The organism is Lentzea sokolovensis (assembly GCF_033949975.1).
GTDB lineage: Bacteria > Actinomycetota > Actinomycetes > Mycobacteriales > Pseudonocardiaceae > Lentzea > Lentzea sokolovensis.
Window position 1 is genome coordinate 153961 of record NZ_JAXAVU010000019.1, and the last position, 12215, is coordinate 166175.

A 12215-nucleotide genomic window follows, 5' to 3' on the forward strand; every position below is an offset into this window, starting at 1 on the left:
GTGTGAGACGTTCTCTCCGCCTCCTGCCAGTGCTGCTCGCGCTGACCGGCTGCGCGTACTCGATCCAGGGCGAACCCGTCGCCGCGCCGCTGCCGCCTCTCGCCATCGCGACGCCACGCAAGACCGCGGGCGTGGACCCGTGCACCTTGGTGACGGAGAAGGACCTCAAGCCGCTCGGCACGCTCAAGTTCCAGCCCGTGCCCCGCGCCGAACTGGCGAACTCATGCCTCTTCGCGCTCAACGAAGGCCCATACGTGCTGGTGGCGGTCCCCTACCGGTCGTTCGACGAGTCGAAGAAGTCGCAGGCGGCAGGCCGTGAGATCGACACCGCCAAGCACGCCACCTGGCTCAGCTGCACCCGGCCGGCCGCGGACAAGGACATGGTGTGCACGGCCACCATCGCCGTGACGCGCGACGAGTCGTTGATGGTCGCCATCGGCATGGGCAGTGGCTCCGCCGAGAGCAAGGTGACCTCCGCGCTGGAGCCGATCAGGCAGGAAGCGCTCAAACGGATGCCGCCTGCCTAGCGGCCCTCCTGGCCAGCCACGTCGCCGGGATGATCAGCGCCGTGACGAGCGCCACGAACCCGAGCGACAGCACGAGGGAACTGACGTGCGCGAGACCACCCACGATCGGCGGTCCGGCGAGGAAGCCCGTGTAGGCGATCGTCGTGACGAGGCCGAGTTGACGTTCGCCGCCGCTGCCGTCCGCGCGTTTGCCGGTCTCGCTCGCCAGATCCATGACCACCGGGAACGAGAACGCGAGCCCCAGCCCGGCCAGGCCGAACCCGACGTACCCGGCCACCGGCAACGGGACCACGGCCGCGAGCGCCAGACCCGTTGCGGCGAGGCCACCACCCGCGGCGAGGAGGCGGTGCGGGCCGAGGCGGCGTTGGATCGGTTCGCCGAACCACCGTGCGAGCGCCATCGCGACGGAGAAGCCCGCATAGGCGTAGGCACCTGCCGCGTCGCCCATCCCTCGCTCACGCACCATGAACAACGCAGACCAGTCCGCCGCCGCCCCTTCCGCGATGGCACTGCACAGCGCGACGCTCGCCAACAGCCAGAGGACCGGGCTCTTGAGCACGTTGGCGCGTTCGGCGACTTCTTCCCTATGACGCTCCCCTACTCCTCCGGGGATGGTCTTCGCGATGACCGCTGTCACGACAAGACCCACGCACGCGGCCACGAGGAAGTGCTTCATGGGCGTCCAGTGCGCCTGAGCGGCGGCGGCGCTGCCCAACGAGCCGATGAGGCCACCGACGCTGAACCCCGCGTGGAACTGCGGCATCAACGGGCGTTGCAGAGCGCGAACGACGACGACCGCGGCGATGTTCATCGACACGTCCATCATGGCGATGCTGGCGCCCAGAGCGACCAACGTCAGTCCGAACTGCAGCGGTGACTGCGACAAGGCGAGCACGGGCAGAAGCAGCGGACTGAGGAGGCTGCTCGCTATCAGGACTCCACGCGACCCGTAGAGCGCGCAGATCCGTGCCGCCAACGGCGCCGTGAGCGCCAGGCCGGCACTCGCCCCGAGCAGCGCCAGGCCGAGGCTGCCCACGTCCGCCCCGATCTGCCCGGCTAGCGCGGGCACGCGGGAGGCCCAGGTGCCGAACACAGCGCCGTTCAACAGGAAGACGACGAACGTGGCAAAGCGCGGAGACATGCGATCCAGCATGACTGAAGCGCTTCAGCAGCGCTACCGATCGGGGTGCGATCTCTCGCATACGATGCGTCCGTGGACTCCGACCGCCGACGCAGGCCGACGCTGGACACCGTCGCCGCGGCCGTAGGGGTCTCCAGGGCAACGGTGTCGAACGCGTACAACCGGCCGGACCAGCTGTCGTCGTCGTTGCGCGAACGCATCCTCGAAACGGCGCGGTCTCTCGGCTACGCGGGCCCCGACCCGGTCGCCCGCTCGCTGGCGACCCGTTCGTCCGCGGCCGTGGGTTTCATGCTGCCGCAGGGCCTGTCCGGCGCGTTCTCGGATCCGGCCCTGTCGATCGTGCTCGACGGCCTGGCCCAGACGGTCGACGGCCACGACCACAGCCTCGTGCTGATGCCCGGCGACTCCACCGGCGGCCCGCGCCCCTCGATCGTGTCGCGCGCACAGGCGGACGTGATGGTCGCCTACTCACTGCCGGACTCGGCACCGGCCCTGGACGCCGTCGCCGCCCGCGGACTGCCGCTCGTGGTGATCGACCAGCCGGTGCTGCCGGGCTCGGCGCGAGTCGAGGTGCAGGACTACACCGGCACCTCCGCGGCCGCGGAACACCTGCTGGCGCTGGGACACCTGAGGTTCGGCGTGCTGACCTTCGCGCTGCACCCGGACGGAGTATCCGGACCGGTCTCGCACGAGCGCCGTTCGGCCGTGCCGTTCCGCGTGAGCCGCGACCGCCTGGGCGGCTACCTCGACACTTTGGCAAAAGCCGGGGTGGAACCGGACAATGTTCCGGTGTGGGAGGCGCGCGGCAGTGATCGCGAACTCGGACGTCTCGGCGCGCGGTGGTTGCTCACCCGCACGCCGCGCCCGAGCGCTTTGCTGTGCACGTCGGACCAACTGGCGTTCGGAGCCCTCCAAGCGGCCCGCGATCTGACGTTGACCGTCCCGGGAGACATTTCGGTCGTCGGCTTCGACGACGTCCCCGAAGCGGCCTACAGCGACCCGCCACTGACTACTGTGCGTCAACCCCTGGCCGACAAGGGCCGCCGCGCCGGCGAACTGGCGCTGAAATTACTGGCCGGCGGGAGACCGCCACGGCCGACGAGACTCGACGTTTCCCTCGTGGAGAGAGCCTCAACGGCCCCACGGACGTGATCCGCGTCACGTTTAGACAGTTTTCGTCACCCGTTTGGACGTAGGGCGGAAACAGTCGATCGACTCCGGACGATGTGTCCGGTGGGGGCACCGGTGGCCACGCGTCGTGGTCACTTTCGCACCCCTCCAGCCTCTGTAGCTCAGTGGAGAGAGCGAGGGACTTCTAATCCCGAGGTCGCAGGTTCGAATCCTGCCAGGGGCGCCTCATCAAGTGGCCTCTGACCTGTGCGAACAGGTCAGAGGCCTTCTTCGTTCCCGATCACGGGCCCACGCCGTGGAGCCACGCGCGCAGCTGAATAATCGGGGCCGTGGACAAGACGCGGTTGGGCATTGGGCTGGTCGTCGGTGTGCTCGTGGTGCAAACGGTGGCAAGCCTGCTGTGGAACCCCGACGCGACGCTGACCGGCATCGCCCTCGCCTTCAACGCCGTGGCCGCTGTGTCGGCGTTTCTCTTCACGCGACGCGGCGGGCAGGCCGCCTGGGTGGTGGCCGGGTGGTGTGCCGGGTTCTTCGGGTGGCACGTGCTGGGGCTCGGTGAGCTGGCCGGCTGGTGGACGACCGGGCTGGACGCGGCGTTCCTCGTCGGGGGCGGGTACCAGGTGTCGGTCGTCTACCAGGCGGTGATGGCCACGGCTGCCGGGTTTGCCGTGCACCTGTTGTTGCCTCGTCAGCGCCAGGTTTCGGAGACGTAGGTCTCGAAGCTGGTGGCCGGGCGGTTCAGGAGGCGGGCCACGTCGTTCGTCGGGGTGGCCAGGTGTCCGGCGCGCATGGACTCGAACATGCCGTTCAGCTCGGTGGCCACCTCTTCTGGGGCTCCTTGGGCGAGCAGGGCTTCGCGGTATTCGGCCGGGGTCAGTTTCACGAGGTCGATGGGGCGGCCGGTGGCTGCGGCGATCTGGGACACGGCGGCGGTGAAGGTGACTCCTTCCGGGCCGGTCAGGTCGTAGGTCTGGCCCTGGTGGTCGTCGGTGGTGAGGGCCAGGGCGGCTACCTCGGCGATGTCCTGGACGTCGACGAACGGTTCCGGGGTGTCGTCCACGGGGAGGGAGAGGCGGCCCGCCTCGATTTCGGGCTGCCAGATCTCCTCGGAGAAGTTCTGGTTGAAGTTGTTGGCTCGCAGGACGGTCCAGGCGAGGTCGCTCGCGCGGACGGCTTTCTCGGCGGCGTGCATGCCCTGGAAGACGTCCGGTGGGGTCTTGTCGAGGCCGCGGCCGGAGAGCAGGACGAGGCGGCGGACGCCGGCGGTTGCTGCCTGCTCGACGAACGGGGCCGCGGCGGACGGGTCTTCCGGGGCGATCAGGTAGGTGGCGGTGGCGCCGTGCAGGAACGGTTTCCAGGTGGACGGGTCGTTCCAGTCGAAGCCGGTGGCGCGGGAGGCCTTGCGGGGCTTCAGACCGGCGGCTTCGAGGGTGCGGACCACGCGGCGGCCCGTCTTGCCGGTCGCGCCCAGGACCAGGATCTCTTCAGTCATGTTCTCAGCCAACCCGCGTGGGCCGGGAGAGGACATGGGTGAGAGTTCATCGATCATGTTCGATCGTTCGGGCCGTATCGTGGACGACATGGAGCCGTTCGACGAACTGCTGCGCGGGGTGCGCGCGGATGGCGCTGGGGTGCGCCGGACCGAGATCGACGGAACGCGGGTGTTGCCGGGGCTCACGTTGTACGCGGTGGCGTCCGGTGAGATCAGCGTGCGCGGGCAGACCGCCAAGGCCGGGGACATCCTCGTGGTGCAGGAGTCCGTTGCGGCGCAGGGGCGTGCGTCGGTGGTGAGCGGGACGTACGAGGTCAGCACGGCCGTGGCTCGGCGGCTCACGTCGGTGTTGCCGGACGCGTTGGTGGCGCCGGGCGAGGACGGGTGCGCGGAGTTCTACGCCGGTATCGGCGCCGATGGCCCGAGTGTGGTGGCGGATCGGTTGCTGGACTGGCTGATGGTGTGCGCGCTCAAGGAGTGGTTCGACCGCGAGCACGGCGACGGGTGGCTGGGGGCCCAGGCCGACGTGGTGGTCGGGCCCGTCCTCGCGGCGATGCACGCGAATCCCGAACGGGCCTGGACGCTCGCCTTGCTGGCCAAGGAGGCCGGGGTGGCGCGGACGACGCTGGCGAGCAGGTTCGCGAAGCTGGTCGGGGTGCCGCCGCTGACGTACCTCACCGAGTGGCGGATGGCGCTGGCCGCGGATCTGCTGGCCGAGTCGTCGGCGACGGTGGCGTCGGTGGCGCGCAAGGTCGGGTACGCGGACGCGTTCGGGTTCAGCGCCGCGTTCAAGCGCGTGCACGGGTTCAGCCCGAGCGAGTGCCGCAGCCGGTGCGCCGCGAGCGCGTGACGTCGAGGCAGCAGCGGACGAAGTCGGTGGCCGCCTCACCGGGGTCCGGCAGCCACGCCACGGCCACCTCGCTGGGGCTCACGCCCCTCACGGGCACGTAGACGATGTCCGGCCGCGAGTAGAAGTGGGACGTGGACGCCGGAACCAGCGCCACGCCGCAGCCGCCGGCGATCGCGCCGAGGAACTCGTCGGGGTGGTCCGTCACGGCACCGACGCGGACCTCGCGACCGTCCCTTTCGGACAAGGCCAGCCAGTGCTCGCGCCAGGTTCCCTTCAGGGCGGGAGCGACGACGACCGGGTCGTCCCACAACTCGGGGAAGTCGATCGAGGAACGGCCGGCCAGCGGGTGCGCGGAAGTCATTGCCACGCAACGGGATTCACTGAACAACGTCCGCACGCCGAACGTCTCCTCGCCGGGGAAGGGCAATCGCAGCAACGCGACGGGCACCTCCGCATCGGCGAGGCCCGCCGTCGGATCCGACCAGGGTGCCTGTCTCAGGTCGACCCGCCAGCCCGGCCGGAGCCTTCCGAACGCCTTGACGATGGCCTGCGTCGCGTCGTTCGCCGCGCTGGCCAGGAAACCGACGCGCAGCACGCGGGCGGCGCTCCTGGTCTCGCTCACCGCCGCGTCCCAGCCCGCGAGCACTGGCGGGACGCGCGCGGCGAGCGCGCGGCCGGCGTCCGTCAGCCTCATCCCGGTGCTGGACCGCGTGAACAGCCGCACACCCAGTTGCGACTCCAGATGCTTGAGTTGTTTCGTCAGCGATGGTTGTGACACGAAGAGACGGTGCGCCGCGCGCGTGAGGTTGCCCTCCTCGGCTATGGCGGCGAAATATCTCAGCAGCCTCGTGTCCACGTCCATCCCGTCAGGTTATGGAGACGGACATCAACCACAAGTGAGCAGCTCACGGAAAAGGCCACCCGTTCGGCGCGCACACCTTCCCGTCCTGCGGAATCACCGCGCCCTGCGGCACGCCGTTGGTGATGCGGACGATCTCGTCGTTGGACACGCTGAACGTCTGCTGCATCATCACCGGCGCCGGGCCGCCGGCGACGCCACAAGGCTGGTGACCTTGCCCGAACGCGTGCCCGACCTCGTGGTTGACCATGTACGTGCGGTAGGCGGTCAGGTCCGGCAGGAACGCGACGGCGCCACGGATCCAGCGGGCGGCGCTGAGGAACACGAAGTTGCCGTCGCGGCATGAGACGTCGACCGGGATCTCAAAGCCGCAGACATTCCGAGCGGTCTGTTGGGACGTCAGCCGCACACGCACCGAAGCGGCACCGGAGACGCGCTGCACCGAGCGCGCGCCACGAGCAGTCCAGCCACGCGGGTCGCCGAGGGTGGCGTCCACGAACGCCGCGAAGGCCTGTTCGTCGACGGTGATGCCGTTCTCGATCTCGACGGCGTAGGTCCGCAACGGGCCCGTGCCGACGACCGGGCCGTTTCCCGGAACGACGTGGAACGTGCCCGCGCCGGACACCGGGAACTCGGGGCCGTCGGGCAGGTCCGAACTGGACGCGTAGACGCGGGGCGGCGGTGGCGGAGGCGGGGCGGGCGAGGAGGCGACCTCGACGGGCGTGACGGTCGACGGCGTGGTGGGAGCGGCCGCGGGGGACGTCTCTCCTGCCAGCTGCGTCGTCGTCAGCAGGATCGCGGTCAGCGCGACCGCCGCCAGAGCCAGGTGCACCTTCATGACGGCAACGCTCGCCGGAACTGATGAAGAACCTGTTTACGTCCCGCTTGACTGTCGTGAAGGCCTGCATACTTCGCACTGTGTGTGCCCACATTCTCGTCGCCGAGGACAACGTTCACCAGGCTGAACTCGTCCGCCGGTACCTGGAGCACGACGGGCATTCCGTGGTGGTCGTGCACGACGGACGGGCGGCGATCGACGAGACGCGGCGCCGCAACCCCGACCTGCTCGTGCTGGACGTGATGATGCCGCTGGTCGACGGCATCGACGTGATGCGCGCGATCCGGGCCGAGTCGGACGTGCCGATCGTGCTGCTCACCGCACGATCCACTGAGGACGACGTGCTGCTCGGCTTCGACCTGGGCGCGGACGACTACATCACCAAACCGTTCCGGCCACGGCAGATGGTCGCGCGAGTGCGGACGATCCTGCGGCGCACCGGCCGTGCGCGCGAGACGAGCGCCACGGTGCTCAAGGTAGGCGATCTGACCGTCGACCCGATCCGGCACGAGGTCCGCGTCAAGGACGAACTGGTGAGCCTCACGCCCGCCGAGTTCCGGTTGCTGGCCAGGATGGCCGCGCAGCCGCAACGGGTGTTCACGCGTGAGCAGCTCCTCGAAGACGGGTTCATCACCGCGCGCACGGTCGACGTGCACATGATGAAGTTGCGCCGCAAGATCGAGCACGACTCGCGCCGGCCGGAACGACTTCTCACCGTCTACGGCATCGGATACAAGCTGGTATGAAAAGCCTCCTCGTCCGGTTCTTCCTGTTCTCCCTGGTGATCGCGGCCTGTTCGATCGCCGTCACGGCGTGGCTCGCGTCGCAGGCGACGACCGGTGCGATCCGCCAGGAGCAGGGCGACGCGCTCGAGACCGACGCGCAGATCTTCGACGAGCTGGTGCGCTACGCGGCCACGCACAAGGACTGGGCCGGCGCGAAGTCCGATGTGGACGGAATCGCGCAGAAGTACGGCCGCCGCATCGCGCTGACAGACGGCAACGGCACGACGCTGGTCGACACCGGAGGCAAGAACTCGCCGCAACTGCCCATCACCCCCAAGGCACTGGTCGACCCGTTGAACGTCAACGGGAAGATCGATCCCAGGGCGGTCGGGCCGTTCAAGCTCGACGACGAGGAGTACCGCACGCTGCACGCCTACGCCGACCAGCTCCTCCAGTGCACCAACAACAGGATCACGTTGATGGAAGCACCGAACGGCCGGCCGCGGCTGTCCAACCTCGGGCCCGGTGAGCTCTCGACCTGGGACGACTGCTTGGTCGGCTACAGCCTCTACACGCTCACGGTGACGGAGAAGGCCGCGTACGGGCAACTCCAGGCCCTGTTCTCGAAGTGCCTCGACCAACGCGGCCCGTACGGCAGGAACTACGACAAACCACCCGGTCCTGGTCCCGACAACTTCGACTGGGAGATCACGACCGTCAACGGCGCGCCACCGGAGGCGGTGGCGTGCATGGACACCTCGCGCCGCGAACAGCTCAGGCCGTACGTCGCCGCGCCGGCCCAGCTGTTCCTCACCTCACCGACCGGCGAAGAGCCGATGGCGATCGACCTCTCGACGACCGGCGCCACCCGGATCACGTTGGTGGCGCTGGGAATCCTCGCGATCGCCGGTTTCGCGTCGTGGGTCACGGCGACGCAGCTCGTGCGGCCGATCCGCGCGCTCACCGCCGCCACCAAACGCACCGCCGAAGGCGACCGCACGGCACGGGTGGCCGGCGGCGCGGGCGAGATCGGTGAGCTCGCGCGGTCGTTCAACTCCATGTCGGAGAAGCTCGCCGAGACCGAACGCCAGCGGCAAGCCATGGTCAGCGACGTGGCGCACGAGCTGCGCACGCCGTTGGGCAACATCACCGGCTGGCTGGAGGCGACGCAGGACGGACTGGCCGAACCGGACCCGCACCTGATCGCCATGCTGCTGGAGGAATCCCTTCTCCTGCAACGACTCGTGGACGACCTGCACGACCTCGCCCAGGCCGACGCGGGCACGCTCAGGCTCCACCCCGAACCGATCGCGCTCGACGACGTCGTGGACCAGGTCGTCAACGCGCAGCAGAACCGCGAGATCCTGCTGCGCGCGGAGACCACGCCGGTGCACATCAGCGCGGATCCGGTGCGGCTGCGGCAGGCGCTCGGCAACCTCGTCGCGAACGCCGTGCGCTACACCCCGCCGGGTGGCGAGGTGGTCGTGAAGCTGTTCCAGTGGCAGGACAGGGCGGTCCTGGAGGTCACGGACACCGGCACCGGGATCGCGTCCGAGGACTTGCCGCACGTGTTCGACAGGTTCTGGCGCGCGGACAAGTCCCGCAGCCGCCGCACGGGTGGCAGCGGGCTCGGGCTCGCGATCACGCGGCACCTGGTGGAGGCGCACGGCGGCACGGTGTCGGTGACGAGCACTCTCGGCGAGGGCTCGACGTTCCGGATCAGCCTCCCGCGGGCATGAGGCCCAGCAGGTCCACGTTGATCATTCCGGCCGCTTGGGCTCCCTGAGCCGCGGCGACGATCACGATCGCCGTTGGGTCCGTGACGTTGCCAGCCGCGTAGACGCCGGGCACGCTCGTGCGGCCCTTCGCGTCCGTGCGCACGAACGGACCTGCCATGGTCTCTTCGGTTTCGGCGCCCAACGCGAGCAGGAACTCGTCGCGCGGTTTGACCGGTGCGGAGTACACGAGCGCGTCGGCCGGGATGCGTTCCGAACCGGAGATCACCGCGACCAGCCGATCGTCCTCGACCTCGATGCCGTCGACCGTCGGCACGTGGGTGACGTCGTCCGACCACTGCCGGACCAGCTTCACCTTCATCTCCTCGCCGAACACCACGAGCTTCTGGTCGCGGACCTCGTAGCCGTGGCAGTACGGGCAGCCGAAGACGTCTCGGCCCCAGCGTTCACGCAGGTTGTCCGGCACCTCGTCGACCAGGCCGGTCGCGAACAGCAGACGCTGGGCGTGCACTGTGCGCTCACTGAGCTCGACCGCGAACCCGTCGTCGGTCTTGCTCACGCCTCGCACGTCGTCGTTGACGATCTCTCCGCCGTAGCCCTCGACCTCGGCCCGTCCGTGCTTGAGCAGGTCCAACGGCGAGAGGCCGTCGCGAGAGAGGTAGTTGTGCATGTGCGCGGCCGGCGCGTTGCGCGGCTCGGCACCGTCGACCACGAGCACGCTGCGGCGCGCCCTGGTCAGCATCAGAGCGGCGCTCAGTCCGGCCGCTCCCCCACCAATGATCACCACTTCGTAGGTCATGTCTCCACAGTGCGGTCGACAGTCCAGTTTTGGCAAAGTAAGTTGCCGTTATGGCAACAACCGTGGGGCAACGGCTCGCCGCGCTGCGGGCCGAGCACGAACTGACGCTGGCGTCGCTGTCCGAGATGACGGGCATCTCGAAGTCGACGCTGTCGCGTCTGGAGACCGATCAACGCAAGCCGACACTGGAGCTGCTGCTGCCGTTGTCGCGGACCTACCAGGTGACCCTGGACGATCTGGTCGGCGCGCCGGAGGTGGGCGATCCACGCGTGCAGATGAAGCCGCGCGAGCTCGACCACGGCCGCGTCGGCATCCCGCTGACCAGGTCGATCGGGCCGTTGCAGGCGTGGAAGATGATCCTCTCCGACGCCGAGTTGCACGAACCGCGTGTGCACGAGGGCTACGAGTGGTTCTACGTGCTGAGCGGGCAGGTCCGCCTGCGGATCGGCGACAAGGAGGTCGTGCTGCGGGCGGGCGAGGTGGCCGAGTTCGACTGCCGCCAGCCGCACGCGCTGAGCAGCGCCGACGGACGGCCCGCCGAGATCATCAGCCTATTCGGCAAGCAGGGGGAACGCATCCACACCCGCGCGGCGCCGCCCAACAGGTCATAGTGGAGTCATGTGCCGAAACATCCGGGTGCTCCACAACTTCGAACCGCCAGCCACGTCCGACGAGGTGCAGGCCGCCGCGCTGCAGTACGTGCGGAAGGTGGGCGGTGCGGCCAAACCGTCCGCGGCGAACCAGGCCGCGTACGACAGGGCGGTCGCGGCCGTGGCGGCGGCGACGCAGGAACTGCTCGACGCGCTGGTGACGACCGCGCCGCCCAAGGACCGCGAGGTCGAGGCAGCCAAGGCGAAGGCCAGGTCAGCGGAGCGCTACGGGAGTTAGTTGCGCACGCGGGTGTCGAGGTACATGCAGATCAGCTTGGCCGCGACGCCCGCGGAGCCGACGATGAAGGCCTGGTCAGGGCCGAGCGTGACGGCGATGGCCCACAGCAGAAGAGCGATCAGCACGAGGATGACCGTCACCTGAGCCGCGTGCGGCCAGGTGCCGGGGTGGGTCAGCCACCTCGCAGACAGCCGCGGCTGCGGAATCTCCACGTCACCCGCTCTATCGGGTGAACGCTCCGCCTTTACCGCCATCGTGCTCCCTCGCCGTGATTCCTCCTGACGAACCCCATTCTCCCGAGTTGATCTTCTACGGAGTGTTACTTCCGCGGTTCATGCGGTGAGCGTTGGGTGAGCGTCGGCGAACGGCAGACGAACGGTCATCGGTGTGATCGGTTGCCGGTCCGTCACCGTCCGTTTACCGATTGCGATCTAGGTCGCAACTCTGCGTGTCACCTACTCGGGTGACTGCTCGACACAAAGTGACCATTGCGCCGTTCGGAGCAGCGCCGTTTTTGTCAGACCCCTCGGATAACGTCAGGTGAAGCTCGCGGTACGAGGGGAGAAAACGTTGCCGGACAACAACGTCAGCGTCACCGCACTGTCGTTCACCGAGTACGTCATGAGCGGTCAGCGTGGACGCATCAACATCGTGTCGGAACAGCGGGGGATGTACCTGGCCTCCGATACCAGGGTGTGCGGGTTCTACAACCCGATCCGCGACGCCATGCGACGAGCGGTCAACTCGACGGAACCGGAGATCGAGCTCAAGAAGGCGATCATGAACGCCAACCGCACGGGCCAGCCGCGGGCGTTCGAGGAGATCGCCGACGGCTTCCTGCCCTGGCTGACGGCCTTCAAGGCGACCGGGGTGCCGGTGGAGGGCGCCACCTACCGCGCCGGTGAGCTGACCTTGAAGGTGCGGCCGCACCTGGGGCTGCGCAAGAAGGACGGCACGACCTACGCGGTGCTCGTGCACGCCAAGGAGCTGCCGCTGACCAGGGAGGCGGCGAACGTCGGGCTGCGGATCCTGCAGCACACGGTCGCGGACACGCTGCCCGGTGCCATCCCGCTGGTGCTCGACGTGCGGCGCGGCAAGGCGTACCAGATGCCGGCGCGCACGAACCTCGGGAAGCTCGACGTGCTGATCGCGGCCGAGGCCATGGGGTACGTGACGCACTGGAAGCTGTCCGGACTGTTCGAGTCCGTTCAGGTCGGCTAGGGGGAAGA

15 protein-coding genes and 1 tRNA gene are annotated in these 12215 nt (G+C 68.8%); 10 read left to right on the forward strand and 6 right to left on the reverse strand.

Annotated features, from left to right (window positions below; genetic code table 11):
• The first annotated feature begins 2 nt into the window (after nt 1–2).
• Nucleotides 3–527: a hypothetical protein gene (locus tag SK854_RS47330; RefSeq protein ID WP_319981768.1), complete on the forward strand. Its 525-nt coding sequence runs from the start codon at nt 3–5 to the stop codon at nt 525–527.
• On the opposite strand, the gene SK854_RS47335 is transcribed toward SK854_RS47330, so the two are convergent.
• Nucleotides 505–1668, reverse strand: coding sequence for an MFS transporter (locus SK854_RS47335; RefSeq protein ID WP_319981769.1), 1164 nt, complete (start codon nt 1666–1668; stop codon nt 505–507). The genes SK854_RS47330 and SK854_RS47335 overlap by 23 nt on opposite strands.
• Before the next feature lie 72 nt (nt 1669–1740).
• On the opposite strand from SK854_RS47335, the gene SK854_RS47340 reads away from it, so the two are divergent.
• The 3 genes from SK854_RS47340 (at nt 1741) to SK854_RS47350 (ending at nt 3512) form a co-directional block, all read left to right on the forward strand.
• Nucleotides 1741–2820 (forward strand): LacI family DNA-binding transcriptional regulator, encoded by a 1080-nt coding sequence (locus SK854_RS47340; protein WP_319981770.1) that lies wholly within the window; start codon nt 1741–1743, stop codon nt 2818–2820.
• A 129-nt stretch (nt 2821–2949) separates the two neighbouring features.
• Nucleotides 2950–3022 (forward strand) — tRNA-Arg (locus SK854_RS47345).
• 106 nt (nt 3023–3128) lie between these two features.
• On the forward strand, nt 3129–3512 hold the full coding sequence (locus tag SK854_RS47350; protein ID WP_319981771.1) for a hypothetical protein: 384 nt from the start codon (nt 3129–3131) through the stop codon (nt 3510–3512).
• Here SK854_RS47350 and SK854_RS47355 read toward each other — a convergent pair.
• Entirely contained in the window at nt 3488–4291 is an 804-nt protein-coding gene (locus tag SK854_RS47355; protein ID WP_319981772.1) for an NAD(P)H-binding protein, read from the reverse strand. The two genes, SK854_RS47350 and SK854_RS47355, sit on opposite strands and share 25 nt — an antisense overlap.
• 88 nt (nt 4292–4379) lie before the next feature.
• Between SK854_RS47355 and SK854_RS47360 the strand changes: the two genes are divergently transcribed.
• Nucleotides 4380–5141, forward strand: a complete 762-nt coding sequence (locus SK854_RS47360) for an AraC family transcriptional regulator (protein WP_319981773.1) — start codon at nt 4380–4382, stop codon at nt 5139–5141.
• Here the strand turns inward: SK854_RS47360 and SK854_RS47365 are convergent.
• Both SK854_RS47365 and SK854_RS47370 read right to left on the reverse strand, forming a co-directional pair.
• Nucleotides 5098–6003, reverse strand: coding sequence for a LysR family transcriptional regulator (locus tag SK854_RS47365; protein WP_319981774.1), 906 nt, complete (start codon nt 6001–6003; stop codon nt 5098–5100). The two genes, SK854_RS47360 and SK854_RS47365, sit on opposite strands and share 44 nt — an antisense overlap.
• Before the next feature lie 43 nt (nt 6004–6046).
• Nucleotides 6047–6838 carry a DUF3152 domain-containing protein gene (locus tag SK854_RS47370; RefSeq protein ID WP_319981775.1) on the reverse strand — a complete coding sequence of 264 codons (792 nt, stop codon included), beginning with the start codon at nt 6836–6838 and terminating at the stop codon, nt 6047–6049.
• An 80-nt stretch (nt 6839–6918) separates the two neighbouring features.
• On the opposite strand from SK854_RS47370, the gene SK854_RS47375 reads away from it, so the two are divergent.
• Together SK854_RS47375 and SK854_RS47380 are read left to right on the forward strand one after the other, a co-directional pair.
• Nucleotides 6919–7584, forward strand: a complete 666-nt coding sequence (locus SK854_RS47375) for a response regulator transcription factor (protein WP_319981776.1) — start codon at nt 6919–6921, stop codon at nt 7582–7584.
• Nucleotides 7581–9302 (forward strand): sensor histidine kinase, encoded by a 1722-nt coding sequence (locus SK854_RS47380; RefSeq protein ID WP_319981777.1) that lies wholly within the window; start codon nt 7581–7583, stop codon nt 9300–9302. Before SK854_RS47375 ends, SK854_RS47380 begins: the two co-directional genes overlap by 4 nt.
• On the opposite strand, the gene SK854_RS47385 is transcribed toward SK854_RS47380, so the two are convergent.
• Nucleotides 9283–10098, reverse strand: a complete 816-nt coding sequence (locus SK854_RS47385) for an NAD(P)/FAD-dependent oxidoreductase (RefSeq protein WP_319981778.1) — start codon at nt 10096–10098, stop codon at nt 9283–9285. The two genes, SK854_RS47380 and SK854_RS47385, sit on opposite strands and share 20 nt — an antisense overlap.
• 50 nt (nt 10099–10148) lie before the next feature.
• Between SK854_RS47385 and SK854_RS47390 the strand changes: the two genes are divergently transcribed.
• Nucleotides 10149–10709, forward strand: coding sequence for a helix-turn-helix domain-containing protein (locus SK854_RS47390; protein WP_319981779.1), 561 nt, complete (start codon nt 10149–10151; stop codon nt 10707–10709).
• A 7-nt stretch (nt 10710–10716) separates the two neighbouring features.
• On the forward strand, nt 10717–10986 hold the full coding sequence (locus SK854_RS47395; RefSeq protein ID WP_319981780.1) for a DUF2277 domain-containing protein: 270 nt from the start codon (nt 10717–10719) through the stop codon (nt 10984–10986).
• Here the strand turns inward: SK854_RS47395 and SK854_RS47400 are convergent.
• On the reverse strand, nt 10983–11198 hold the full coding sequence (locus SK854_RS47400; RefSeq protein ID WP_319981781.1) for a hypothetical protein: 216 nt from the start codon (nt 11196–11198) through the stop codon (nt 10983–10985). The genes SK854_RS47395 and SK854_RS47400 overlap by 4 nt on opposite strands.
• Nucleotides 11199–11556: 358 nt before the next feature.
• Between SK854_RS47400 and SK854_RS47405 the strand changes: the two genes are divergently transcribed.
• Nucleotides 11557–12207, forward strand: coding sequence for a hypothetical protein (locus SK854_RS47405; RefSeq protein WP_319981782.1), 651 nt, complete (start codon nt 11557–11559; stop codon nt 12205–12207).
• Nucleotides 12208–12215 lie beyond the last annotated feature (8 nt).

Bases quoted from the DNA above. Each gene is read 5' to 3' on its own strand.
- SK854_RS47355 (WP_319981772.1), bottom strand. From the start codon at position 4,291: ATGACTGAAGAGATCCTGGTCCTGGGCGCGACCGGCAAGACGGGCCGC.
- SK854_RS47390 (WP_319981779.1), top strand. From the start codon at position 10,149: ATGGCAACAACCGTGGGGCAACGGCTCGCCGCGCTGCGGGCCGAGCAC.
- SK854_RS47380 (WP_319981777.1), top strand. From the start codon at position 7,581: ATGAAAAGCCTCCTCGTCCGGTTCTTCCTGTTCTCCCTGGTGATCGCG.
- SK854_RS47395 (WP_319981780.1), top strand. From the start codon at position 10,717: ATGTGCCGAAACATCCGGGTGCTCCACAACTTCGAACCGCCAGCCACG.
- SK854_RS47370 (WP_319981775.1), bottom strand. From the start codon at position 6,838: ATGAAGGTGCACCTGGCTCTGGCGGCGGTCGCGCTGACCGCGATCCTG.
- SK854_RS47385 (WP_319981778.1), bottom strand. From the start codon at position 10,098: ATGACCTACGAAGTGGTGATCATTGGTGGGGGAGCGGCCGGACTGAGC.
- SK854_RS47365 (WP_319981774.1), bottom strand. From the start codon at position 6,003: ATGGACGTGGACACGAGGCTGCTGAGATATTTCGCCGCCATAGCCGAG.
- SK854_RS47360 (WP_319981773.1), top strand. From the start codon at position 4,380: ATGGAGCCGTTCGACGAACTGCTGCGCGGGGTGCGCGCGGATGGCGCT.
- SK854_RS47335 (WP_319981769.1), bottom strand. From the start codon at position 1,668: ATGTCTCCGCGCTTTGCCACGTTCGTCGTCTTCCTGTTGAACGGCGCT.